At 72.7% G+C, this 22234-nt stretch carries 24 protein-coding genes; 12 read left to right on the top strand and 12 right to left on the bottom strand.

Features of this window, described 5'->3' with window-relative positions:
- Window positions 1–8: 8 nt before the first annotated feature.
- Together AB0K34_RS26520 and AB0K34_RS26515 are read left to right on the top strand one after the other, a co-directional pair.
- Complete coding sequence (locus AB0K34_RS26520; protein ID WP_364551512.1) at window positions 9–902, top strand: hypothetical protein; 894 nt, start codon at window positions 9–11, stop codon at window positions 900–902.
- Between the two features lie 374 nt (window positions 903–1276).
- Window positions 1277–1621: a hypothetical protein gene (locus AB0K34_RS26515; protein WP_364551510.1), complete on the top strand. Its 345-nt coding sequence runs from the start codon at window positions 1277–1279 to the stop codon at window positions 1619–1621.
- A gap of 231 nt (window positions 1622–1852) precedes the next feature.
- Here the strand turns inward: AB0K34_RS26515 and AB0K34_RS26510 are convergent, their stop codons facing one another.
- Genes AB0K34_RS26510 through AB0K34_RS26500 form a run of 3 tightly spaced genes read right to left on the bottom strand, consistent with a single transcriptional unit; the run spans window position 1853 to window position 3023 of the window.
- Entirely contained in the window at window positions 1853–2224 is a 372-nt protein-coding gene (locus AB0K34_RS26510; RefSeq protein ID WP_364551508.1) for a hypothetical protein, read from the bottom strand.
- 6 nt (window positions 2225–2230) lie between these two features.
- Window positions 2231–2554 carry a hypothetical protein gene (locus AB0K34_RS26505; protein WP_364551505.1) on the bottom strand — a complete coding sequence of 108 codons (324 nt, stop codon included), beginning with the start codon at window positions 2552–2554 and terminating at the stop codon, window positions 2231–2233.
- A 22-nt stretch (window positions 2555–2576) separates the two neighbouring features.
- Window positions 2577–3023, bottom strand: coding sequence for a hypothetical protein (locus AB0K34_RS26500; RefSeq protein ID WP_138642141.1), 447 nt, complete (start codon window positions 3021–3023; stop codon window positions 2577–2579).
- Window positions 3024–3296: 273 nt separating this feature from the next.
- Here AB0K34_RS26500 and AB0K34_RS26495 point away from each other — a divergent pair, with 273 nt between their 5' ends.
- The gene (locus AB0K34_RS26495; protein ID WP_364551502.1) at window positions 3297–4169 is read left to right on the top strand and encodes a hypothetical protein; all 873 of its coding nucleotides are present in this window, start codon (window positions 3297–3299) and stop codon (window positions 4167–4169) included.
- 107 nt (window positions 4170–4276) lie between these two features.
- On the opposite strand, the gene AB0K34_RS26490 is transcribed toward AB0K34_RS26495, so the two are convergent.
- Window positions 4277–4627 (bottom strand): MmcQ/YjbR family DNA-binding protein, encoded by a 351-nt coding sequence (locus AB0K34_RS26490; RefSeq protein ID WP_138642143.1) that lies wholly within the window; start codon window positions 4625–4627, stop codon window positions 4277–4279.
- Window positions 4628–4810: 183 nt separating this feature from the next.
- On the opposite strand from AB0K34_RS26490, the gene AB0K34_RS26485 reads away from it, so the two are divergent.
- Window positions 4811–5728, top strand: coding sequence for a PDR/VanB family oxidoreductase (locus AB0K34_RS26485; RefSeq protein ID WP_364551499.1), 918 nt, complete (start codon window positions 4811–4813; stop codon window positions 5726–5728).
- Here the strand turns inward: AB0K34_RS26485 and AB0K34_RS26480 are convergent.
- Window positions 5725–6654 carry an alpha/beta hydrolase gene (locus AB0K34_RS26480; RefSeq protein WP_138633802.1) on the bottom strand — a complete coding sequence of 310 codons (930 nt, stop codon included), beginning with the start codon at window positions 6652–6654 and terminating at the stop codon, window positions 5725–5727. The genes AB0K34_RS26485 and AB0K34_RS26480 overlap by 4 nt on opposite strands.
- Window positions 6655–6778: 124 nt before the next feature.
- On the opposite strand from AB0K34_RS26480, the gene AB0K34_RS26475 reads away from it, so the two are divergent.
- The 6 genes from AB0K34_RS26475 to AB0K34_RS26450 all read left to right on the top strand — a co-directional run bounded on the left by AB0K34_RS26475 (window position 6779) and on the right by AB0K34_RS26450 (window position 11917).
- Entirely contained in the window at window positions 6779–7750 is a 972-nt protein-coding gene (locus AB0K34_RS26475; RefSeq protein ID WP_364551496.1) for a helix-turn-helix domain-containing protein, read from the top strand.
- 103 nt (window positions 7751–7853) lie between these two features.
- The gene (locus tag AB0K34_RS26470) at window positions 7854–8498 is read left to right on the top strand and encodes an ABC transporter permease (protein ID WP_138633808.1); all 645 of its coding nucleotides are present in this window, start codon (window positions 7854–7856) and stop codon (window positions 8496–8498) included.
- Complete coding sequence (locus AB0K34_RS26465) at window positions 8495–9502, top strand: ABC transporter ATP-binding protein (RefSeq protein ID WP_364551493.1); 1008 nt, start codon at window positions 8495–8497, stop codon at window positions 9500–9502. The genes AB0K34_RS26470 and AB0K34_RS26465 overlap by 4 nt, the downstream gene beginning before the upstream one ends.
- Window positions 9499–10266 (top strand): ABC transporter permease, encoded by a 768-nt coding sequence (locus AB0K34_RS26460; RefSeq protein ID WP_364551490.1) that lies wholly within the window; start codon window positions 9499–9501, stop codon window positions 10264–10266. Before AB0K34_RS26465 ends, AB0K34_RS26460 begins: the two co-directional genes overlap by 4 nt.
- Before the next feature lie 19 nt (window positions 10267–10285).
- Entirely contained in the window at window positions 10286–11257 is a 972-nt protein-coding gene (locus AB0K34_RS26455) for a glycine betaine ABC transporter substrate-binding protein (protein WP_364551488.1), read from the top strand.
- 66 nt (window positions 11258–11323) lie between these two features.
- A complete protein-coding gene (locus AB0K34_RS26450; protein ID WP_364551485.1) occupies window positions 11324–11917 on the top strand; it encodes an HU family DNA-binding protein in 594 nt (197 codons plus the stop codon).
- 6 nt (window positions 11918–11923) lie between these two features.
- On the opposite strand, the gene AB0K34_RS26445 is transcribed toward AB0K34_RS26450, so the two are convergent.
- Both AB0K34_RS26445 and AB0K34_RS26440 read right to left on the bottom strand, forming a co-directional pair.
- The gene (locus AB0K34_RS26445; protein WP_138633820.1) at window positions 11924–13156 is read right to left on the bottom strand and encodes an acetyl-CoA hydrolase/transferase C-terminal domain-containing protein; all 1233 of its coding nucleotides are present in this window, start codon (window positions 13154–13156) and stop codon (window positions 11924–11926) included.
- 96 nt (window positions 13157–13252) lie between these two features.
- Window positions 13253–14641, bottom strand: a complete 1389-nt coding sequence (locus AB0K34_RS26440; RefSeq protein WP_301177280.1) for a gluconate:H+ symporter — start codon at window positions 14639–14641, stop codon at window positions 13253–13255.
- A gap of 137 nt (window positions 14642–14778) precedes the next feature.
- Between AB0K34_RS26440 and AB0K34_RS26435 the strand changes: the two genes are divergently transcribed.
- Window positions 14779–15483 carry an FCD domain-containing protein gene (locus tag AB0K34_RS26435; protein ID WP_138633826.1) on the top strand — a complete coding sequence of 235 codons (705 nt, stop codon included), beginning with the start codon at window positions 14779–14781 and terminating at the stop codon, window positions 15481–15483.
- A gap of 21 nt (window positions 15484–15504) precedes the next feature.
- On the opposite strand, the gene AB0K34_RS26430 is transcribed toward AB0K34_RS26435, so the two are convergent.
- Complete coding sequence (locus AB0K34_RS26430) at window positions 15505–16500, bottom strand: DUF72 domain-containing protein (protein WP_364551481.1); 996 nt, start codon at window positions 16498–16500, stop codon at window positions 15505–15507.
- 117 nt (window positions 16501–16617) lie between these two features.
- On the opposite strand from AB0K34_RS26430, the gene AB0K34_RS26425 reads away from it, so the two are divergent.
- Window positions 16618–17487, top strand: a complete 870-nt coding sequence (locus AB0K34_RS26425; RefSeq protein WP_138633829.1) for a universal stress protein — start codon at window positions 16618–16620, stop codon at window positions 17485–17487.
- A gap of 3 nt (window positions 17488–17490) precedes the next feature.
- Here the strand turns inward: AB0K34_RS26425 and AB0K34_RS26420 are convergent, their stop codons facing one another.
- From AB0K34_RS26420 to AB0K34_RS26405, 4 genes are all read right to left on the bottom strand, one after another.
- The gene (locus tag AB0K34_RS26420; RefSeq protein WP_364551478.1) at window positions 17491–18906 is read right to left on the bottom strand and encodes an MFS transporter; all 1416 of its coding nucleotides are present in this window, start codon (window positions 18904–18906) and stop codon (window positions 17491–17493) included.
- Window positions 18907–19133: 227 nt separating this feature from the next.
- Window positions 19134–20165 (bottom strand): agmatinase, encoded by a 1032-nt coding sequence (gene speB, locus AB0K34_RS26415; protein ID WP_364551475.1) that lies wholly within the window; start codon window positions 20163–20165, stop codon window positions 19134–19136.
- Between the two features lie 209 nt (window positions 20166–20374).
- Entirely contained in the window at window positions 20375–20926 is a 552-nt protein-coding gene (locus AB0K34_RS26410) for a dihydrofolate reductase family protein (RefSeq protein WP_138633835.1), read from the bottom strand.
- A 147-nt stretch (window positions 20927–21073) separates the two neighbouring features.
- Window positions 21074–22081 carry an ornithine carbamoyltransferase subunit F gene (locus AB0K34_RS26405; protein ID WP_364551472.1) on the bottom strand — a complete coding sequence of 336 codons (1008 nt, stop codon included), beginning with the start codon at window positions 22079–22081 and terminating at the stop codon, window positions 21074–21076.
- Window positions 22082–22234: the final 153 nt, after the last annotated feature.

Genomic DNA, 22234 nt, shown 5'->3' with positions numbered 1-22234 from the left:
ATCCCCACATGAACGGGATGACCCTCACCTGGAAGCGGACGCCCGCCAACACGATCGTCCCCGTCGGCCCCGGCGTCTATTTCGCCCCCGCCAAGGGTGCATCCCTCACCGCCAGAGCCACCGTCCTGAGCGGCCTCCTCCCACCGGAAGCCGTCATCGCCCGCCGCACCGCCGCCTGGATATGGGGCCTGGACGTTCTGCCCCCGGGCATGGACGAGACCGACTGGCCCGTAGACCTCATCACCCCCGAACCCTCGACTCCCCCCACCCCCGACACAGTCGAGGTCCCACCCGACCACGCCATAGAGAAATCGGGTATCCGCCTGACGACACCCATCCGCACGGCACTCGACTGCGCCCGCTGGCTTCCCCGCCTGGAAGCAGTAGCCGCCCTAGACCAATTCCTGAGAAAAGGCGTCAGCACCGAAGCCGTAACAACAATGGCCCGGACGCTCCCCGGCTATCGAGGCAACAAGAAGCTCCGCGAGGTCGTCCGCCTCTCCGACCGAGGCGCGGCCTCTCCCGGCGAAACCTGGACCCGCGTCGCCATCGTGACCACGGGCCTGCCCCGCCCTGAGACCCAGGTTCCGGTCATGGGCCCCCAAGCCCGCCGCCTCTACGTCGACCTCGGCTACCCGGACTTCCGCGTGGGCCTCGAATACGACGGTGAACGCCACCACACCGGCCCCGGGGCCCCCGCCCACGACAAGGCCCGCCGACGCTGGCTGGCCAAGCAGATGCACTGGGAGATCATCCCGGTCACCAAGGACTTCCTCATCACCCCGGCCCCCTACTTGGAGGCCCTCCTGACCGCCCTACTCCACCGAGGCTGGAACCCCGACAACGAGACCATGGCCAAAGTGGAAACCCGCCTGGCAACCCTGAAACGCCGCCCCCACTGACCACACCGTCCCCTGCCCACGCGGACGTTTTCGCACCTGTGACCAGAGAACGAACATCCAGTTGGCAACGCCCGCCCCTTCGGCGTCCCGCAACGCCCAGAGCCTTCTCATCGACGGGGCCGAACACCGATAGGGTCCCGGCAGACCAGAAGGGCGGCGTAGTGGCCGACGACGGCGGATGGCGGCACCACTCTTACCTCCACGACGACCCGCCGGCACAGACCGGCGACTGGCCGGACTGGGCAGCGCCTCCGTACCCGCCAGTCGACCTGGGCCCGTGCCCGATCTGCGGACAGGCGACCAAACGCTGCAGCACTTGGCAGTCGCGCGGCGAGACGGCTACCTCGTATGCGTGCGTGTGGTGCCGGGCGAGCATGGAGGTCTTCCACACCGGCCCATCCGGTCACGTCCCCACCCCGACCCGGCCTTGGTACGCCCCGCCCGACATGCGCTGGGACATGTGCGCCGACCCGGTCCCCGACGGGTCGCCGCGGCGCTACCACGCCTCGGGGCACTGGGGCCTGACCCTGTGCGGACTGAACACCGGTGACCTGGTCGAACAGGGCCCGCAGTGGCGGCCCGACCGCACCGACGCCTGCCCCGCATGCCAGACCGAGGCCACCGAAATCGACGCACGCTGGCCCGCCGACCGGCGCACCGGCGGCGACCTCCTCGTGACCTGCCCCTGCCCCACCTGCCGCCTCGCCGACACCGCATGAACGAAACCACCGCGCCTCACCCGACCACCGACCTCACCACCGCACCGATGCCCCGCCGTGGCCGACCTCGACGGGTGCTTGGACCGTTGGACATCGATGACCGACACCATCACGGCCTGACATGCGGCCGGCGCGTGGTCCGGATGTGGTGGCGCGTTGGCCGGGTGGGAGCGTCCGCCTGGGGCTCGGTTCATCATCAACGCCGCCGTCCTCGGGTGAGGGTCGGCGGCGTTAGCTTGTTCGGGTCACCAGGGGGCAGATCTGGCACGCCTGCGGTCCTCGCTGGTGAAACCAGCGGCAGGCGCGGCGGATGCCGCATCGGGGCAGCCGGTCCTCGCCGTCGGTGGTCTCCTCCAGGAGGCTGTCGATCAGGGAGCACGCGGACCCGGTCCAGTATCCGCAGCCGCCGCGGATGCACGGTTCGGCGAAGCGGAACCGTGCGTCCGGAGCGCGGCCCTCCTCGGCGCGGGCGACGAACTCGCGGTCGACGGGCAGTACCGGCGACAGATAGCCGAGAGTCCCATCGGCCTTCATGATCCCGAGGAGTACCGCGCCCTCCCGGCAACGGCCGCTGGGGCAGGCGCGGTCCTCGTCCGCGTCCATTTCCGGCTAGATCCCGTCCAGTGGATCGCGCTCGGGCTCGATCGGCATTATGCCGATCGGCCCTCCGGGCTTCCACCATGGTTCGGGGAATTCGTCGCTGTCCTCATTGGACGGCCACCCCTCGCCTTCGGGCTTCGGCATGGGAATGCGCCCGCGTTTCCCGGGGCCGATGAGGCGGATGGAGAGGGCGCCCGCCTCGTCGATTCCGGCGATCTCCGTCAGGACGGCCCGCTGTATCGCCGCGGTGATCCGATCGTGGGCGGCGGGCGAAAGCGCGATGCCCAGATCGATCGTCCATTTCGCCGGTATTGTCCCTTTTTCTTTGTTCACTGCTGCCTCCCGCGGCGGCCGGCTAGAAATGCCACTCGACCGCGACCGAGCCGCCGACGTGGCCCGAGTTCCCCTGCGGGGTGCTCTGGACCTCGCCCTCGACCTTGATCGTGACTTTGTCGGGGACGTACCACGGATTGTCCGACTCGCCCTCCTGGGTGGGGATGCCGCTGTCCGGACCGGTCAGCCGGAAGGTGACCTGCCCGACGGGCCCGAGCAGCGGAACGTTGTCGATGGCCTGGACGAAGCCGCTCACATCGGTGCTCGTATCGGACAGCCCGGCTTCCTGCTCGGGCGTCAGAGTGAAGAGGACGGCCCAGCTTCCGGGCTTTTCGATCAATGACTTCATGACCCGCAGCCCCAGCATCGGATCGCCGGCGAGCTTCGCGCTCAGCCGGCCCATGCTTTCCGGAGTCGGCGGTTCGGGAAGCGCTAGTTTCCGGAGTTCGTCGTCGGTGAGGACGGTCACTTCGCGCTGAGCAATTGTGCCCATGATTCTTCCCCGTTGTCGCGTGTCCCGCTGTGCGGGAGCCCCACGGGAGCAACAGTTCCAGGATGCTTACGGGAAGTGAAGTACGTGCGACGGTCCGCATGTGGACACTAATGGATCTTTCCGGCCGAGTAGCATCTCCGGGCAAAGACGGGGACGGCCATGAACGAAGAAGACCTCGAAATCGTGCGCGAGGTGAAAAAGGCACTGGGCGGTCGCTTGCTGGCGAATCCCGATGTGCACGCTGCCGGCGTGGGACGCCGCAGAAGATCGGGAGAAAAGATCGACGAGTACGCGATCGTCCTGCACCTCGCCAGAAAAGTCCCCCGGGACCGCGTGCCCCGGTCGAGGCTGCTGCCGACTCACGTCCGCTACACCACCCGCGACGGACGCGATGTCCGGGTCCGCGTCGACGTGCAGGAGCACGCGCCCCCCGTTCCCGAGGGCCCGGACCTCTCCGCGCGGGTCCGCCCGGTCGCCGGCGGCTACAGCGTCGGCACCGGAACCCTGGGCGGCTGGGTGTGGGACACCCTCACCGACCAGATCGTGGCCCTGTCGAACGAGCACGTCTTCGGTTCCACTCCGGGCGCCCCCGTCACGCAGCCCTCCCTCCGCGACGGCGGCGCGCCGCCGGAAGACCAGATCGCCCGGGTCCTGAGGGCCGGCACGCTCGACGCGGCCATCGCGGCGCCGGTGGCCCCGGCCGTCGTCAGCCCCACCATCGTGTCCGCCGGCCCGGCGGTCTTCGCGATCACCGAGGCCGCCATCGACATGCCCGTGCTGAAGACCGGTCAGACCACCGGACTCACCCGCGGAACCGTTGACCTCATCGAGTTCGACTGCGGCCACCACGGCTCGCACACCGACCTGTGGATCGACGGAGGAACCGCCGACTTCTCCTCGACGGGCGACTCGGGCGCCCTCTATTTGGAGGCGGGCGACGCGCCGTCCCGTGTCATCGGCCTGCACTGGGGTGGCTCGGCCAACTACGGCGCGGGCCATCACATCCAGGCCGTCTTCACCGATCTGTGCCTGACCACGCTGCCCCCGGCTCTCCTCCCACCGTCCGAGCCTGCATCGGAAGCAGTACACGCCCGGGCTCTGCCCCCAGAGTCATCCCTGTGACCTTGGGGCGATCGCCGGGCCGCGCGGCAGTGGGAGGCCGGGGCCGTCCGGCCGGGGACAGATTCATCGGAATGCCTCGCTCGCGCCCTGGGAGTTGGCGGGCGGGGTCATTCGAGGAGTTCGATCAGGCGTTTCGGGGCGATCAGGCGGTAGCTGTCTTCGATGAGTTCGGCCATTTCGTCCCAGTCGTGGTCGACGTCGAGGCGGGCGCCGACCCAGCCCTTGGGGCCGACGTACTTCGGGACGAAGAAGCGCTCGGGGTCCTCTGCCACGAGTGCCTCCTGTACGCCGGGGCCGGCCTTGAACGTCATGGAGAGGCCGTCCTCGGAGGTCATCACGAACAGCTTGTCGCGGACGCGGTAGGACGGCGCGGTGTGGCCGCCGAACGGCTTCTCCGCCGCCTCCGGCAGCGCCAGGCAGATCTCCCGAATCCTCGCCGACGGGTCCACGTCGCTCACCTGCAGTCCTCTCGGTCATGCCCTTCCGCGCAATCGTAGGTGGGGCGTCGGACATTCAGCGCGTCCGCCGCAGGGCGGCGCCGGACGGGTGGGTTCTTCCGTCGGGTGGAAGGGGGGCTGGTGGGGGGTGGTGGTTGGGGTGAGGGTCGGGGGCGGTTGGTCGGTTCGCTGCATGGAGGGGTCTTGGCTGCGGAGACTGAGGTCGTTGTGGGTGAGCGGGTGGTCCTCGCCGACGGCGTCGTGGGGTTGGCGCTGCGTGCGGTGGACGGCGGGGAGTTGCCGGCTTGGGGGCCTGGGGCGCATGTTGATGTGGTCTTGGGGGAGGGGCTCGTCCGGCAGTACTCGTTGTGCGGGGATCCGGGTGATCTGCGGGTGTGGCGGATCGGGGTGTTGAAGGAGGGGCCGGGGTCCACCGTCGTTCATGAGCGCGTGCGGGTGGGGGATCGGCTTGTCGTGCGCGGGCCTCGGAATCACTTTGTGCTGGAGGACGCGCCTCGTTACGTGTTTCTTGCGGGTGGGATCGGGATTACGCCGATCCTGCCGATGGTGGCCGCGGCCGAGGCGGCGGGGGCTGATTGGCGGTTGTATTACGGCGGGCGGCGGCGCTCCTCCATGGCGTTTCTTGAGGAGCTGTCGCGGTTCGGGGAGCGCGTTGACGTTTGGCCGCAGGACGAGCGGGGGCTGCTCGATCTTGATGTGGTCTTGGGAGAGGTGGAGGGCGCGCTCGTCTACTGCTGCGGGCCTGAGGCGATGCTCGCGGCGGTTGAGGAGCGGTGTGGGGCGGGTGTGCTGCGTACGGAGCGGTTCTCGCCGAAGGCGGTCTCCGGGCCTGTTGAGGCGTTCGATGTTGAGTTGGCGCTGAGTGGGCGGACGCTGCGGGTCGAGGCTGATTGCTCGATTTTGGAGACCGTGGAGAAGGCGGGTGTGAGTGTCCTGTCGTCCTGTCGGGAGGGCACTTGTGGGACGTGCGAGACCGTGGTCCTCGACGGTGAGCCCGACCATCGGGATTCGGTGCTGAGCGAGGCGGAGCGCGCGGACGGGGGGTTCATGATGATCTGCGTGTCCCGGGCCCGCGGGCCCCGCCTCGTGCTGGAGCTCTAGGGGTGCAGGGCGCGGCGGAGGGCGCCGAGGCGGTCGGCGTTCATCCGCTTCGTCACGGCCGCCTGCGGGACGAGGGTCGAGCCGTGGAAGGTGCCCGGATAGTGGTGGATCTCGGTCGGCACGCCTGACTGGACCAGCCGCATCGCGTAGGTCAGGCCCTCGTCGCGCAGCGGGTCGAATTCGCAGGTGGTGACGTAGGCGGGCGGCAGCCCGGACAGGTCCTCGGCGCGGGCCGGCGCCGCGTACGGGGAGACGCCGGCGGTGCCGCGGACGCCTTCGCCGAGGTAGTAGTCCCAGCTCAGTTCCGCGTTGGGGCGGTGCCAGATCGGCGTGTCGGTGAAGGCGCGCATGGACGGGGTGTCGAGCCGGTCGTCCAGTTCGGGGACGCCGAGGAGCTGGAAGCACAGGGCGGGGCCGCCGCGGTCGCGGGCCAGGAGCGCGACCGCCGCGGACAGGCCGCCGCCCGCGCTCTCGCCGCCGACCGCCAGGCGCGCCGGGTCGATGCCGAGTTCGCCGGCGTGCTCGGCGGTCCAGGTGAGGGCGGCGTAGCAGTCCTCCAGGCCGGTGGGGAAGGGGTGCTCGGGGGCGAGGCGGTACTCGACCGAGACGACGACGGCGCCGACCTCGGCGGCGATCGCGGTCGTGTCGTCCTGGTAGAGGTCGACGGAGCCGAGGACGAACCCGCCGCCGTGGATGTAGACGAGGCCGGGCAGGGGGCCGTCGTGCTCCGCCGGCCGGAAGACGCGGACGGGCACGCCCGGCGGCACGGTGACGTCGCGGGTCTCGACCGGGACGGGAGGTTCGTACGCGGGCTTGTCCCCGAACATCTCCGCCTCTTCACGGCGGACCTTCTCCACGTCGGCGATCGTCAGGTGCGGGATCATCGAGATCCAGGGGGCGAGTTCCGGGTCGTAGGCGTAGGTCACCACGGGCTCCTCTCACGCGGCCGGCGTCCTCAGTGTCGGACGCCGGGGCCGCCGTGCCCAGCCGACGGCCGCCGGGAAAAACGGCCCGCTGACCGCCGGTCGTCGGGTGCCGTACCCTGCCGTCATGAAGGGCCTGATCCTGCGGCTTTCGGCGCTGGACGCCGACGCGGAGACCGCGGTGCGGGTGATCAGTTTCTTCGACGGGCTGATGGCGGCCGGGGCGAGCGCGCGGGTCCTCGTCCAGGAGACCGCGCGGCTCGCCGAATGCCCGGCCGGGCTCGTCGACGCCGGCCTGTCGCTGGCGGCGGGGGAGCCGCCGGGCGGGCGCCGGCAGGTCAGGGAGTTCTCGGAGAGCGGGCACGTGTGGCTCGGACGGGACGCGCCCCTGCCGCTGGACGACATCATCCTCGACCGGTTCGCGATCGCGGCCCGGTTCCTGCTGGAGCCCGCGCCGAGGAATAGCGGCGAGGGCCTCGCCGAGGTGGCCCTTTCGAGCGAGGCCGGGGAACTCGAACGCGCCAGGGCCCTGCGGATGCTCCGGATCGAACCGGGGGCCGTCATGCGGGTCCTCGCCGTTGACGGGGACGTCGCGGTGGGCGGGCACGCGGTGCCGGTCGGGCGCGTTCGCGCGGTTCTCGGCGGCGCGCTGCCCGAGCGGGTGCCGGAAGGCGTGCGGGTCGGGGTCGGTCCCGCCCTGCCCGCGATCGAGGCGCCCGTGTCGTGGCGGCGCGCGCGGACCGCGCTGCGGTTCGCCGGGCTCGGCTCCGACGTCGTCCACCACGACGGGCTCGGCGCCCTCGCGGTGGTCGCCGCGCGGATGCGGGACGAGGACATCGCCGAGGTCGCGGACGTCGCCGTGCTGGACGAGCTCGCCCGGGAACCGAACGGCGCCGGGCTCATCGCCGTCCTCGCCGCGTTCTGCGCGACGGGTTCCGCCCGCCGGGCCGCGGCGAAGGTGCACCGGCACCACAGCACGATCGCCGCGCGGCTCGCGCACGCCGAGGCGCGGCTCGGCTTCGCGTTCTCCGCGCCCGGCGGCCGGCGCCGGCTCGACCTGGCCCTGCTGCTGCGGCACCTGCGCGACACTCCGGGATGACCGATCGGCCATTGCACAACTGATCATCCGTAGGCAGCCTCTGAGGTATGGGAGACGCGAGCCGTACCCTCCTCGCCCGGGCTCCCGCCGCCGGGAGGCGGCGATGAGCTTCTCCGACTACCTCTCCGAACGCTGGCCCACGATCGCCCGGCTCGCCGCCGAGCACGCCGAGGTCGTGCTGATCGCCGTCGCCGTCGCGGCGGTCGTCGGGATCGGGCTCGGGATCGCCGTCGAGGACCGCCCGCGGGCGCGGGCCCTCGCGCTCGGCGTCGCGGGCACCCTGCTGACCGTCCCGTCGCTGGCGCTGTTCGGCCTGCTCATCCCGCTGTTCGGGCTGGGCCTCGCACCGACGATCACCGCGCTGGTGCTGTACGCGGTGTTCCCGATCCTGCGCAACACCATCACCGGGCTGGACGGCGTGCCGGGCGCGGTGGAGGAGGCGGCGCGCGGCATGGGCATGAGCCCGCTGAGCCGGCTGCTGCGGATCAGGCTGCCGCTGGCCTGGCCGGTGGTGCTCACCGGCATCCGGGTGGCCACGATCATGACGGTCGCGATCGCGGCGATCGCCGCCGCGGTCGCGGGGCCCGGCCTCGGCGAGCTGATCTTCGGCGGGCTGGCCCGGATCGGCGGGGCGAACGCGCTGAACGACACCCTCGCCGGGACGCTCGGCGTCGCCGTGCTGGCGCTCGTCCTCGACCTGCTGTTCGTCGTGCTGTCCCGCCTCACCACCGCCAGGGGGCTGCGATGACCGAAGCCGCCGTCACCGAGACCACCGCCGTCCGGGAGATGATCCGGCTGGAGGGGGTGAGCAAGCGGTACCCGGGCCAGGACGCCCCGGCGGTCGAGGACCTGACGCTCGGCGTCCGGGACGGGGAGATCGTCGTGCTGCTCGGGCCGTCCGGCTGCGGGAAGACCACCACGCTGCGGCTGATCAACCGGCTGATCGAGCCGACCGCGGGCCGGATCCTGCTCGGCGGCGAGGACGTCACCCGCGCCGACCCCGACGAGCTGCGCCGCCGCATCGGGTACGTCATCCAGCAGGTCGGGCTGTTCCCGCACATGACGATCGCCGCGAACATCGGGGTCATCCCGCGCACGCTCGGCTGGCCGAAGCGGCGCGTGCGGGACCGCGTCGACGAGCTGCTCGACATGGTCGGCCTCGACCCCGGCACGTACCGGGGCCGGTACCCGAAGGAGCTGTCGGGCGGCGAGCAGCAGCGCGTCGGGGTCGCCCGCGCACTCGCCGCGGACCCGCCCGCGATGCTGATGGACGAGCCGTTCGGCGCCATCGACCCCATCACGCGGGAGCGGCTCCAGGACGCGTTCCTGGACCTGCAGGGCCGGATCCGCAAGACGATCGTGCTGGTCACGCACGATCTGACCGAGGCGCTGAAGCTCGGCGACCGGATCGCGATGCTCGGGCGGCGGGCGAGGCTCGTCCAGTACGACACGCCCGCGCAGATCCTCGCCCAGCCCGCCGACGAGTTCGTCGCGTCGTTCGTCGGGACGGGCGCGGCGATGCGCAGGCTCCGGCTCGTCGAGGTCGGCTCGATCGCGCTGCCCGCCGCTACGGAGGGGAGCGCGAGCGGCGCGACCGTCCGGGCCGACCAGTCGCTGTACGAGGCGCTCGACGCGATGCTGCGGGCCGGCGCGGAGACCGCGACCGTCCTGGACGAGGACGGACGGCCCGCCGGCTCGGTCTCCTGGTCGGCGATCGTCAGGGAGACCCCGGCGGCGGGCGGTGGGCGATGACCGTCACCGCCGTCCCGGAGCGGACGGCCGCGGGGGAGGAGGCGCGGGGCCGCGCCGGCCTCCTCGTCACTCCCGTCTTCCTGCTGCTGGTGTGCGCGGCGCTCTACCTCTACGTGCGCGGGCTCGACCTCGACCCGATCGAGCGCCGCGCCATCGACCGGGACGAGATCGTCCGGCAGTTCGGCGAGCACGTCGGCCTGGTCGCGGTGTCCACGGCGCTGGTCCTCGCGATCGCGATCCCGCTGGGGGTGCTGCTGACCCGGCCGCGGCTGCGCCGGCTGTCCGCGCCGTTCCTCGCGCTCGCGAACGTGGGGCAGGCCGTCCCGTCCATCGGGGTGCTGGTCCTGCTCGCGGTCACGGTCGGCATCGGCTTCCAGAAGGCGGTGATCGCCCTCATCCTCGTGTCGGCGCTGCCGGTGCTGCGCAACACCATGGTCGGCCTCCAGGGCGTCGACCTGTCGCTCATCGACGCCGGGCGCGGCATCGGGATGTCCCGGACGGCGGTGCTGTTCCGCGTCGAGCTGCCGCTCGCGGTGCCGGTGATCCTGGCCAGCGTCCGCGTCGCGGTGATCCTCAACGTGGGCAGCGCGACGCTCGCGGCCTTCACCAACGCGGGCGGGCTCGGCGAGCTCATCAACACCGGCATCGCGCTGAACCGGACCCCGATCCTGCTGACCGGCAGCGTCCTGACGGCCGTGCTCGCCATGGCCGCCGACTGGCTCATCGGACTCGTCGAGCACGTCGTCCGCCCCCGCGGCGTCTGAACCCCAGAGGAGAGTCACCATGCGCCTGCCCACCATCCGACGATCACCCGTCGCCGTCTCCCTGGCCGCCGTCGCCCTCACCGCGGGATGCTTCAGCTCCGGCGGCACCGACGCCAAGGCGGGCAGCCTGGCGGAGGGCAACTCGCTGGACGGCGCCACGCTCACCGTCGGGTCCAAGGAGTTCACCGAGCAGCTCGTCCTGTGCCAGGTCACCGCGCTCGCGCTCCGCTCGGCGGGCGCGACCGTCCGCGAGAAGTGCGGGCTCCAGGGCAGCAACACCACGCGCGCGGCGCTGACGTCCAGCAGCATCGACATGTACTGGGAGTACACGGGGACGGCCTGGATCAACTACCTGAAGGAGACCGAGCCGATCGGCGACCCGGCCGCGCAGTACAAGGCGGTCGCGGAGCAGGACCTCGCCAAGAACAAGGTGAAGTGGCTCGCGGCGGCGCCCGCGAACAACACCTACGCCATAGCGGTGAAGACGACGACGATGCAGCAGCTCGGGATCAAGAACCTGTCGGACTACGCCGCGCTGGCGAAGAGCGACCCGGCCAAGGCGTCCACGTGCGTCGCGAGCGAGTTCGCCGGACGCAGCGACGGCTGGCCCGGCCTGCAGAAGTCCTACGGGTTCACGCTGCCGAAGTCGTCGGTCGCGACGCTGGCCGAGGGCGCCATCTACGACGCCATCGGCAAGGGCGAGCCTTGCGCCTTCGGCGAGGTCGCGACGACCGACGGGCGCATCAAGGCGCTGGGCCTCACGCCCGTCCCGGACGACAAGAGGTTCTTCCCCGTCTACAACCCCGCCCTCACCGTCCGCGACTCCGTCTACCAGGACCACCCGGCGATCGGGAAGATCGCGGACCCGATCGCGGCGGCGCTGACGGACTCCGTCCTGCGGGAGCTGAACGGCGAGGTCGACATCGAGGGCAAGGAGCCGGCGGAGGTCGCCGAGACCTGGCTGCAGTCCCGGGGGTTCATCGGCAAGTGAGGGGCCCGGACGGCCGCGCCCCATTACGCTGAGCAGCACATATCGCCACAGTGAAGGGCATGGCGCATGAACCGGAGTGAACTGGTCAAGATGGTGGCGGAGCGCGCGGGGAGCGACGAGGCCGCCGCCCGCCGGCACGTGGACGCCGTGTTCGACACCGTGATGGAGCGGGTGTCCGCCGGGGAGCGCGTCACCGTGACCGGGTTCGGGACGTTCGACAGCTTCGCCCGGCCCGCCCGCAGCGCCCGCAACCCGCGCACCGGGCTGCCGGTCGAGGTCCCCGCCGCGCAGGTGCCGCGGTTCCGGTCCGGGCAGACGTTCCGCACCCGGGTCGCCGGGGACGCCCCCGCCGCCGTCCCTGCGGCGGAGACGGAGGCCGCCGTGGCGGTTGCCGCGCCGGTCGAGGCCCCCGCGCCGAAGCCGTCCAAGAACGGCAAGAAGCCGAAGAAGAACGCCGAGGCCAAGGCCGAGGGCAAGGAGGCCAAGAAGGACGCCGGGGCGAAGAAGCGGCCCGCCGAGGCCGCGCCGAAGAAGGCCGCGCCGAAGAAGGCCGAGGCGAAGAACGACAAGGCCGACAAGAACGCGAAGAACGGCAAGGGCGGCAAGAGCGCGAAGAAGAAGGCGGGCAAGGGGAAGGCGCGGGCGAAGGCCGCCTCCTGACCGGGGTCAGCGCAGCGGGAAGCCGAGCTCGCGGCCCTGCTCGCGCAGGCCGTCGCGGGCGTCCGGGTGCGCCACCTCGTCCACGAGCTGCTGCGCCTGCGACAGCGAGTCGTGGCCCCAGATCGTGGCGGTGCCCTGCTCGCTGACGATGAAGCTGTGCTGGAAGGAGGTGACGGGTCCGGCCAGCCGCGGGATGACCGTGGACACGTCGGCGCGCGGGTGCCAGGACGGCAGCGCGATGATCGCCCGGCCGCCGGGGGAGTGCAGCGCCCCCACGACGAAGTCGGTCTGCCCGCCGAACCCCGAGTAGACCACGCCGCGCACCCGGCTGGCGTTGGCCTGCGCGTACAGGTCGACCTGGAGCGCCGAGTTCACCGACACCAGCCGGGGACGGCGCGCGATCAGGCTCGGGTCGTTGGTCTTCTCGGTGCGCAGCATCCGGACGCGCTCGTTGCGGTCGGCCCAGTCGTAGAGCTCCTCGCCGCCGAACGCGAACGACGCGGTGATCGGCGTGTCCGGGTCGAGCGTGCCCGCCTTCTCCAGCGCGAGGACCCCGTCGCTGAACATCTCCGACCAGATGCCGAGGCCGCGGCGGCCGAGCAGTGAGGCGAGCACGGCGTCCGGGACGGCGCCGATGCCGAGCTGCAGCGTCGCCCGCTCGGGGACGAGGGCCGCCACCCGGCCGCCGATCTCGCGGGCGGTGTCGCCGGGCGGCCGGGGCACCGGGTTCGCGAGCGGCTCGTCCGACTCGATCGCGTAGTCGATCTCGTCCACCGCCATGACCGCGTCCCCGAAGGTGTAGGGCATGCGCGGGTTGAGCTGGGCGATGACGAGCCCGCCGCGGGCGCGGACGGCCTCCACGGCGGCGGGCAGGATGTTGACCTCGATGCCGAGCGACACCGTCCCGTCGCGCGGCGTGGACGTCTGCAGGATGACGACGTCGGGCGGCAGCGACCCCTTCAGCAGGTTCGGGACGAGCGACAGCCGCGACGGGAAGTAGCGCAGGCGCGCGTGCCCGCGCATGCCCGCCCCGACGAACGGCGTCTCCAGGTCCACGCCGTCGCGGTCGGGCAGGTCGCCCTGGGCGTTGAGCATGAACAGCCGGTACTCGGCCGCGGCCGCGTCCAGGACGGCGAGGGCCCGGCGCGGGGTGGCGAAGTTGCCGCCCGCCACGACCCGCGGCCGCCCCGGCAGGCCCGCGAGGACGGTTCCGAGGTGTGATTCCGAAATGACGCGCATCGTCTCGCTCCGCCCGTGGGTGGGTGTTCCGTCTTCCATGATCGGGTATCGGTGGGCGCGGGCCCAAGGCGGGGACGCCCCGGGCCCGCGCCCCCGCTAGACGACCAGGTTCAGCAGCAGCACGAACACCAGGCCGGACACCGAGATGACGGTCTCCATGAGCGACCACGTCTTGATGTTCTGCCCGACGCTGAGCCCGAAGTACTCCTTGACCAGCCAGAAGCCCGCGTCGTTGACGTGCGAGAAGAACAGCGAGCCGGCGCCGATCGCGAGCACGAGCAGCGAGGTCTCGCCGCTGTCGAGGGCGCCGACCAGCGGGACGAAGATGCCGGCGGCGGTGACGGTGGCGACGGTCGCGGACCCGGTGGCCAGCCGGATGAGGACGGCGACCAGCCAGGCGAGCAGCAGCACGGAGAACCCGCTGTCCTTGACCCAGTCCGCGACGAGGTCCCCGATCCCGGTCGCGATCAGCGTCTGCTTGAACCCGCCGCCGGCGGCGACGATCAGCAGGATCCCGGCGATGGGCGGCAGCGACTCCGCGGTGGACGACGAGACGGCCCGGCGGTCCATGCCGGAGCCGAGGCCGAGGGTGAACATCGCGACGACGACGGCGATGAGCAGCGCGATCAGCGGCGTGCCGAGGTCGTCCAGGACGGTGCGGAGGGTCCCGCCCTCGTCCAGCGTGATGTCGGCGACGGCCTTGCCCAGCATCAGCACGACGGGGAGCAGCACGGTGGCGAGCGTGACGGCGAACGACGGGCGCTTGCGGCCCTCCTTCGCCAGGCTCGTCTCCTCCTCTTCGCCGGGGTCGACGTAGAGCTGCGGGGGCATGACGTCCACCCAGCGGGCCGCGAACCGGGCGAACAGCGGGCCGGACAGGGCGACCGTCGGGATCGCGACGAGCACGCCGAGGCCCAGCGTGAGGCCGAGGTCGGCCTTGAGGGCGCCGATGGCGGCGAGCGGCCCGGGGTGCGGCGGGACGAGCCCGTGCATCGCCGACAGCCCGGCCAGCGCCGGGATGCCGACCGCGATGAGCGACAGCCCCGAGCGGCGCGCGACCAGGAAGATGACCGGCATCAGCAGCACGAGGCCGATCTCGAAGAACATCGGCAGGCCGATGAGCGCGCCGACGAGCGCCATCGCCCACGGCAGGAAGGCGCGCCTGGACCGCCCGACGATGGTGTCGACGATCTGGTCGGCGCCCCCGGAGTCGGCGAGCAGCTTGCCGAACATGGCGCCGAGCGCGATGAGCGCGCCGACGTCGGCGGTGGTCTTGCCGAAGCCCTGGCCGAAGGCGTCGAACGTGTCCGCCATGGGAAGACCGGCGATGGCGCCGACCAGCAGCGAGCCGAGCGTCAGGCTGAGGAAGGGGTGGACCTTGAAGTAGGTGATCAGGACGACGATCAGCGCGATGCCGGCGAGCGCCGCCGGCACGAGCCGCCCGCCGTCGGTGGCCGGCGCCGCGGCCAGCACGATCGTGTGCATTTCTCATCCTCCGGGGAGCGAGGAGGGGTGGACGGTCCGCCCGAGTGTGACCGCAATGACCTGCTTTTTACAAGAGATCAGGGCTAAAAATCATATCTTTGTGCGAGTAATGCCGAGCTTCGTGTGATGATTGGGCCATGATGGACATCCCGCAGGCCGGGTTGCACGGCAGCGTCCTGGACCGCCTGGGCATGCTGATCACGTCCGGCGAGCTCGGCGCGGGCGCGGTGCTGCGGATCGAGGAGCTGGAGTCCCGGTTCGGGGTGTCCCGGTCGGTGGTGCGGGAGGCGATCCGCGTCCTGGAGTCGATGGGCATGGTCACCAGCCGCCGCCGCGTCGGCGTCACGGTCGCCGAGCGGATGCGGTGGAACGTCTTCCACCCGCAGATCATCGGCTGGCGGCTGGACGGCGCGGGCCGCGACGAGCAGCTGCGCTCGCTCGGCGAGCTGCGCCGCGGGCTGGAGCCGGCCGCCGCCGCGCTCGCCGCCCGCCGCGCCACCCCCGCCCAGTGCGGCACGCTGACCGGCGCGGTGATGGACATGGCGGTGCACGGCCGGTCCGGCGACCTGGAGTCCTACCTCACCGCGGACGTCCTCTTCCACCGGACGCTGCTGGAGGCGTCCGGCAACGAGATGATGGCCGCGCTCAGCGGCCTGGTCGCCGCCGTCCTCGCCGGCCGCACCCACCACCACCTGATGCCCGCCCGCCCCGAGCCGGCCGCGATCCGCTGGCACGCGGAGGTGGCGCAGGCCGTCCAGGCGGGCGACGCCGACGCCGCCGAACGCGCCATGCGCGACATCGTCGACGAGGCCACGCGGGCGATGCTGGACGCGGGCGAGTGACGCCCGGACGCGCGTGACGTCCTAGAAGAGGGTGGGCGGCTCCGCCGGGACCGGCTCCGGCAGCGGCTCCACCTCCGGCGCCAGGGCCCGCACCTCGTCGTGGAAGCGGCGGGCCAGCTCCAGGGCGTCGGCGTTGTCGGGGGTGTGGACGAACACGGTCGGCGAGCGCCCCTCGCGCGCCCATGCGGCGGCCTTCTCCACCCAGAACCGCCAGCCCTCGACGGTGCGCTCGGTGTCGTCCCGGCCGAGGTAGCGGACGATCGGCCGGTCGGTGAGCGCCGCCGACCGGCGCGGCACGCGCGGCTTCTTCGTCCACGCGTCCCGTTCGGCGTCGCTGGTCGGCGGGCTGGTGAAGAACGCGGTGGTGTCGAACGGCACCCATTCGGCGCCGGCCCGGCCGAGCACCCGCTCCAGGTCGCGGGCGCTCCGGTCGTCCTCGAAGAAGGCCCGGTGCCGCACCTCGACGGCGTACCGGTGGGCGGCGGGGAGCCCGCGCAGGAAACCGGCCAGCGCGCCGAGGTCACCGGGGCCGAACGAGCCCGGGAGCTGCACCCAGAGCGCGTGCGTCCGCGGCCCCAGCGGCTCCATCGCCCATAGGAACGCGCGGAGCTCCTCGCCGGCGTCCGCGAGCCGCCGCTCATGCGTGATCGTCTTCGGCAGCTTCAGCAGGAACCGGAAGTCCGGCGGGGTCTGCTCCGCCCACGACTCCACCGCGCTCCGCGCCGGCGTCGCGTAGAAGGTGGTGTTGCCCTCCACCGCGTCGCACCAGCTCGCATAGGCGCGCAGCCGCTCGGCCGGAGGCAGCGCCGGCGGCAGGAACCGGCCCTGCCACCGCGCGTGCGCCCACATCGCGCACCCCACATGAACCCGCATGCCGCCCGACGCTACCGAACCGCCGCCTTCCGGACGAAGTCGAGCAGCGCGGCGGCGAAGTCGCCCGGCGCCGGTCGCCACCCGGAGGCCGGTGATGTCGTGGATCTGCTCCAGCAGCCGCTCCATGCCCGCGTCCCCGGCCATGTCCTGGTCGCGGGCGAAGGTCCCCTCTCGCTCGGACGGACGGCTCTCCCGGGGAGGCGGTTTGCCGGTGAGTCTGGAGGTGACGGACTCATGGAGGCGCAAGGCACGGGGGGCCGCATGAACGCACAGCCGATCACCGGGATCGTCGCGGGCTACGACGGCTCCGAGAACGGGATCCTGGCCCTGGACTGGGCCGCCGAGGAGGCCCGCGTCCGGGAGCTGCCGCTCACGGTGATCCACGTGTGGGACGCCTTCCTCGGCGGCCCCGTCGCGGTGCCGGCCGTGGACCTGCGGGCCCTGGCCCAGGAGACCCTGGACGGCGGCGTCGCGCACGTCCGCGAGACCGCCCCCGGCCTGCCGGTCCGCGGGCTGCTCGTCCAGGGACCGGCCGCCGAGCGGCTGATCGAGGCCGGGCGGAGCGCCGACCTGATCGTGCTGGGCCCGCGGGGCCTCGGCGGCTTCGCCGGGCTGGTGCTGGGATCGGTCGGCGCCCAGGTCGTCGCGCACGCCGCCTGCCCGGTGGTGATCGCCCGCGGTGAGCGCGGCCCCCGGACCGGCCAGGACTGCGTGGTCGTCGGCGTGGACGGCTCACCGGCGTCCCGGGCCGCGCTCGCCATGGGCTTCGCCGAGGCCGGACTGCACGGGGCGTCCGTGCACGCGGTGACCGCCTGGGCCGCGCCGCCGCCCGGGGACCTGCCGCCGCTGGTGGACGAGGCCGGCATGCGGGACGCGGCGGAGAAGCGGCTCGCCCAGCTGATGATCCCGCTGCGCGAGCTGCATCCCGGCGTGGACGTCCGGATCTCCGTCGTCACCGGGCCGCCGCGCGGCGTCCTGCTGGACGCCGCCGGCGGCGCCCGCCTGCTCGTCGTCGGGTCCCGGGGCCTGGGCGGCTTCCGGGGCCTGCTGATGGGGTCGGTCAGCCACGCGCTCGTCCAGCACGCGCCCTGCCCGGTGGCGGTGGTCCACGGGGCCGGCGGGACCGGGTAGCCGTCACTCGACGGCCTCCTCCAGCGCCCCGGCGGGCGCGGAGATCCGCCGGACGACGAGCGCCGCCGCGCCGAGCCCGGCGATGGCCGCCGCGGCGGCGACCAGGAACGGGTCGGCGCCGTCCAGGGCGGGCGCGAACCCGACGCCGACGTACAGGGTGACCCCGGTGGAGCCGCCGAGCTGGTCGGCGGCCCGCTGGACGCCGGAGGCGATGCCCGCGTCGTACTCGGTCACGCCGGTCACCGCGACGTACTGCAGCCCGACGATCCCGAACCCCATCCCGGCGGCGATGAGCACCATGGCCGGGACCAGCGCCGGGCCGGCGGCCCCGGTGCGGGCGACCAGCGCGATGGAGGCCATCGCCAGCGCGGTGAAGCCGATCCCGGCGAGGACGCAGCGCCGCGCGCCCCACCGTCCGAGCAGCCGGGGGACCAGGACGGACGCCGCGATCAGCGACACCGCCAGCGGCAGCATCGTCAGGCCGGCCCGCAGCGGGCCGGCACCGGCCCGGTCCTGCAGGTAGTAGCTGAACAGCAGGAACGAGGCGGACAGCGCCGCGCTCAGCAGGGCCGTGGCGAGGTTGGCCAGGACGCGCGTCCGGTTGCGGAAGAACCGCGGCGGCACGAGCGGGTCCGGCGCGCGGCGCTCGGCCCGGACGAACCCGGCCCCGGCCGCCACCGCCCCGGCCAGCGCGACCGGCGGCAGCCAGGGCGGCGTGCCGCCCGCCGCGCCGGCCTCGACGACCCCGAGGGTGAACAGCAGCGGCGCCGCGGTCAGCAGGAACGCGCCGGGCAGGTCCAGCGGGGCGCGCCCGGCGGGCCGCTCGCCCGGCACGAGCAGCACCGCGGCGGCGAGCACGGCCAGGATGAACGGGACGGAGATCAGGAAGATCCACCGCCAGCCGAGCAGCTCGGTGACGGCCCCGGAGACCACGAACCCGAGGACGAGCCCGCAGCTCGCGACGGCCGCCCACACGCTCAGCGCCCGCGACCTGCGCGGCCCCTCGGGGAACAGCAGGACGATCACCGCCATCGCCGCCGGCAGCGCGAGCGCCTCGCCGGCCCCCTGCAGCAGCCGGGCCGCGACCAGCGCGGGGAAGGACGGCGCGAGCCCGGCCAGCAGCGACGCCGCACCGAAGAGCGCCGTGCCGAGCAGCAGGACGCGGCGCCTGCCGAGCGTGTCGCCGAGCCGGCCGCCGAGCATCAGCAGCCCGCCACCGGTGATCGTGTAGCCGACCACGACCCAGGTCAGCGCGTGGCCGTCCGCGCCGAGGGCGGCGCCGATCGAGGGCAGCGCGACGTTGACCACGGTCACGTCGACGGCGATGAAGAACTGCAGCATGGCCAGGCTGCACAGCACCAGCCACGCGCGCGCCGGGGACGATGCGTCCCGGCGCGCGGAGAGAATGCCTGAGAACACCGAGTGCTCCGTTGCTCAGAAGAGGTTCCGAGCAGCACGAATGTGCCGCTTCGGCTGAACGGCGAAGCGGCCGGACGTTCTGTCAGGTGGTGGAGGAACGCCCCGCCGCTAGCGGAGCGTCCTCGTCACCGCGGCGCAGGCGGCCGCGCACGAAGCGGCAGACATGGCGCAGATGCTATCGGACGGCGTCGTCCCCGCGGCCGGGGCCCGCGGACCGCTCGCCGTCGTCAGCCGTCGGTGGAACGGCCGTCGAGGAGGGGGCGGCGCGGGTCCCAGGAGGTGCCGTCGCGGGCGTCGCGGCGGCGCCGGGCGATGCCCGACAGCGCCTCCAGCACCACGCGGTTGGCCAGCGCCGAGGTGATGTCGGCGTGGTCGTAGGGCGGGGACACCTCGACCACGTCGACGCCGGCGACCGGCAGCTCGTAGGTGACGCGGCGGACCGCGTCCAGGAGTTGCCGCGCGGTCAGCCCGCCGGGCTCGGGCGTGCCGGTGCCGGGGGCGTGGCCGGGGTCGCACACGTCGATGTCGACCGACAGGAACACCGCGTCGCACTCGTCGGTGGCGATCTGGAACGCCTCGGTCAGGCACGCGTCCAGGCCGCGCGCGACGATCTCGGTCATCTCGTAGGAGCGCATGCCCTGCCCGGCCATCCAGTCGAGGGTCTCCGGCCCCGGCCAGTACCCGCGCAGGCCGAGCTGCAGGAACCGGTCGCCGCGCACCGCGCCGGACTCGATCAGCCGCCGCATCGGCTGCCCGTGCCCGATCAGCGAGCCGAACGCCACGTCCCCGGTGTCGGCGTGCGCGTCGAAGTGGACCATCGAGACGCGGCCCGCGCCGACGTGCTCGGCGACGCCCGCGGCGTCGGGCCACGCGATCGTGTGGTCGCCGCCCAGGATGAGCGGGATAGTCCCCGTGCGGGCGACGGTGGAGACGGCCTTCTGCAGATCGCGGACGGAGCGCTCGGCGTCGCCGGAGTACATCTCGACGTCGCCGGCGTCGTAGACCGTGAGGTCGCCGTGGAGGCCGTCCACCCGCAGGGCCAGCGACGGCCGCGAGCCCATCTGGGGCAGGTAGCAGGTCTTGCGGATGTACTGCGGCCCGAACCGGGTCCCCGGCCGGTGGGACGTGCCGCCGTCGAACGGCGCCCCGAGGATGACCACATCGGCGTCGGCGTAGGTGGACGGCTCCGACCAGGTGCATCGGGGCACGCCCAGAAAGGTGATGTCGGGCCCGAACTGCGGGCCGTACCGTTCCGGCAAGGTCGTTCCCCCGGCTGGAATGTGCCGCCCCGGCGCGGGGCGGCACGCATGCCAAGGAGCCTACGTGCCTCGCGTTCAATGCACCGTATAGCCGCGCAATGCCTCGGTTACGCGCAGAGAAAGCGGTAACGGCACCCGGTATTCGGATCGCCAAAAGCGCCGCGCCCGGAGGCAATTCGTCGGGGCGCGCGATGATGAGGCTCGCGGGTTCAGCCGGTGGACGAGTCGGCGTTGGCGTAGACGAGGTGAACCACGCCGGTGCCCTCGAAGGTGGTGGAGGACACCAGCTTCAAAGGCACCGTCTCGCCGTCGGTGAAGAGCTTGTCGCCATGCCCGACGACGATCGGGTGCAGGAGCAGGTGCAGCTCGTCGACCAGGCCCTGCCCGAGCATCCAGCGCACCAGGGCGGCGCTGCCCGTCGTGCCGAGCCGGGTGCCGGCCTTGAGCTCGGCCAGCCGCGCCGCGACATCCCCGTTGATCAGCGTCGAGTTCTCCCAGGTGGCCTCGGTCAGCGTGGTGGACACGACGTACTTGCGGGCGCTGTTCATGGCCTTGGTCATCGGGTCCGCGGGGTCGGCGTCGGGCCAGTAGGCGGCGAACCCGTCGTAGGTCGTCCGGCCGAGGAGGGTCGCCTCGGCCTCGTTCATCAGTTCACCGACCACGGCGCCCATCTGGTCGTCGAAGTAGGGGAAGTGCCAGGTCTCCGGCGCCTCGATCACACCGTCGAGCGAGATGAAGAGGCTGGACTTGATGAATCCCATCGGAATGCTCCCTTGAACGCGTCCGGGCCGGCCCCGTGGAGGGGACCGTCACCCAGAGGTCGAACGGCGGTCCGGTGGATCGACAAGCCGTCGAACTTTTCCTTGGATCGCCGACCCGAACCGGGCGCGAGGAGGGCCCTCAGGTGTTCATCGTGCTGGCGCCAAGGCGCTGAGCAGCAGCGCCTTGGCGGCCGGTACGCGGTTGGCGGCTTGCTGGACGACGACGGACTGCGGCGATCCGTACACCGCCTCGGTGACTTCGGCGCCGGTGAGCCCGAACTGCCGGTAGAGGCGGCGGCCGACCGGGGACTCGGCGTCGTGGACCGCCGGCAGGCCGTGCATGAACCGCGCGTCCGTCCGGCCGGTGGCCCGCAGGAGCTGCCCGGTGACGCGGTACGGGACGAGGGCCTGCACGCGTGCGAGCAGGCTGTGGAACGGCAGGTCGGTCGTGACCCACGCGGCGGTGTGCACGAAGCCCGCCCCGGCGACGGCGTCGCGGGCGTCGGTGGTGATGAGGACGCGGGCGCCGCTGCGGCGCGCGAGGTCGTGGACGCGGCTGAGGACGCCGGCGGGCGGGCGCATGTGGACGGGGGCGGCGATCCGCACGTCCATGCCGAGGCTCGCGCCGGTGGTGAGCAGCGACGCGGCGATGGGGGCGCGGGCGTCGCCGGTGAAGCAGAAGGCGATGCCGGCGAGGTCGCCGCCGTCCAGCTCCCGCATGGTGAGGATGTCGGCGACGGCCTGGACGGGACGCCAGGAGTCCGTGCCGAGGTTCCAGACCGGCACGGTCGCCGCCCGCGCGAGCCGGACGAGGGCGTCGTGGTCGGTGCCGGCGTAGGCGATGCCGTCGAAGTCCCTGCTCAGCGCCCTGGCGGTGGCGGCGGGCGGCTTCCGGAGGGACGCCGCGGACAGGACGGTGGTGCCGGCGCCCAGCTCCGCGGCGGCGGTCTCGACCGCGGCGCGGGAGCGGGGCGCGGGCCGCTGGAGGACCAGCGCGATGCTCTTGCCCCGCAGCGGCTCCGCGGCCGGTTCGCCGACCGCTCCGTCCTTCAGCCGGGCCGCGAGCGACAGCAGTTCCCGGAGCCGGCCGCCGTCCAGATCGAGGCCGGTGAGCAGCGGCCCGGTGATTGCGAGTTCGTTGAGAGAGGTGGTCATGCGGGCTCCTTCACAGGCATCTCCCAACCGACCGGGGCCGACGGCCCTACCAGGGGGAGTAGGTGCGCGGGCTCTGCCGGATCGGGGCTCCGAAGGAGGACCTGCGCAAGACGTGTCTCCAGGCTTGCTCCCCATGGCCTTGGACCGCGCCGG

The organism is Actinomadura sp. NPDC049382, assembly GCF_040677125.1.
GTDB lineage: Bacteria > Actinomycetota > Actinomycetes > Streptosporangiales > Streptosporangiaceae > Spirillospora > Spirillospora geliboluensis.
The sequence above is the reverse complement of the archived record's forward strand: the minus strand, read 5'-3'. Positions and strand labels throughout refer to the sequence as shown.

Excerpts from the sequence above, each read along its gene's own strand:
- AB0K34_RS26520 (WP_364551512.1), top strand. The coding sequence starts at position 9 with ATGAACGGGATGACCCTCACCTGGAAGCGGACGCCCGCCAACACGATC.
- AB0K34_RS26515 (WP_364551510.1), top strand. The coding sequence starts at position 1,277 with ATGGAGGTCTTCCACACCGGCCCATCCGGTCACGTCCCCACCCCGACC.
- AB0K34_RS26510 (WP_364551508.1), bottom strand. The coding sequence starts at position 2,224 with ATGGACGCGGACGAGGACCGCGCCTGCCCCAGCGGCCGTTGCCGGGAG.
- AB0K34_RS26475 (WP_364551496.1), top strand. The coding sequence starts at position 6,779 with ATGAAGGGCCTGATCCTGCGGCTTTCGGCGCTGGACGCCGACGCGGAG.
- AB0K34_RS26470 (WP_138633808.1), top strand. The coding sequence starts at position 7,854 with ATGAGCTTCTCCGACTACCTCTCCGAACGCTGGCCCACGATCGCCCGG.
- AB0K34_RS26465 (WP_364551493.1), top strand. The coding sequence starts at position 8,495 with ATGACCGAAGCCGCCGTCACCGAGACCACCGCCGTCCGGGAGATGATC.
- AB0K34_RS26460 (WP_364551490.1), top strand. The coding sequence starts at position 9,499 with ATGACCGTCACCGCCGTCCCGGAGCGGACGGCCGCGGGGGAGGAGGCG.
- AB0K34_RS26455 (WP_364551488.1), top strand. The coding sequence starts at position 10,286 with ATGCGCCTGCCCACCATCCGACGATCACCCGTCGCCGTCTCCCTGGCC.
- AB0K34_RS26450 (WP_364551485.1), top strand. The coding sequence starts at position 11,324 with ATGAACCGGAGTGAACTGGTCAAGATGGTGGCGGAGCGCGCGGGGAGC.
- AB0K34_RS26445 (WP_138633820.1), bottom strand. The coding sequence starts at position 13,156 with ATGCGCGTCATTTCGGAATCACACCTCGGAACCGTCCTCGCGGGCCTG.
- AB0K34_RS26440 (WP_301177280.1), bottom strand. The coding sequence starts at position 14,641 with ATGCACACGATCGTGCTGGCCGCGGCGCCGGCCACCGACGGCGGGCGG.
- AB0K34_RS26435 (WP_138633826.1), top strand. The coding sequence starts at position 14,779 with ATGATGGACATCCCGCAGGCCGGGTTGCACGGCAGCGTCCTGGACCGC.
- AB0K34_RS26430 (WP_364551481.1), bottom strand. The coding sequence starts at position 16,500 with ATGGCCGGGGACGCGGGCATGGAGCGGCTGCTGGAGCAGATCCACGAC.
- AB0K34_RS26425 (WP_138633829.1), top strand. The coding sequence starts at position 16,618 with ATGAACGCACAGCCGATCACCGGGATCGTCGCGGGCTACGACGGCTCC.
- AB0K34_RS26410 (WP_138633835.1), bottom strand. The coding sequence starts at position 20,926 with ATGGGATTCATCAAGTCCAGCCTCTTCATCTCGCTCGACGGTGTGATC.
- AB0K34_RS26405 (WP_364551472.1), bottom strand. The coding sequence starts at position 22,081 with ATGACCACCTCTCTCAACGAACTCGCAATCACCGGGCCGCTGCTCACC.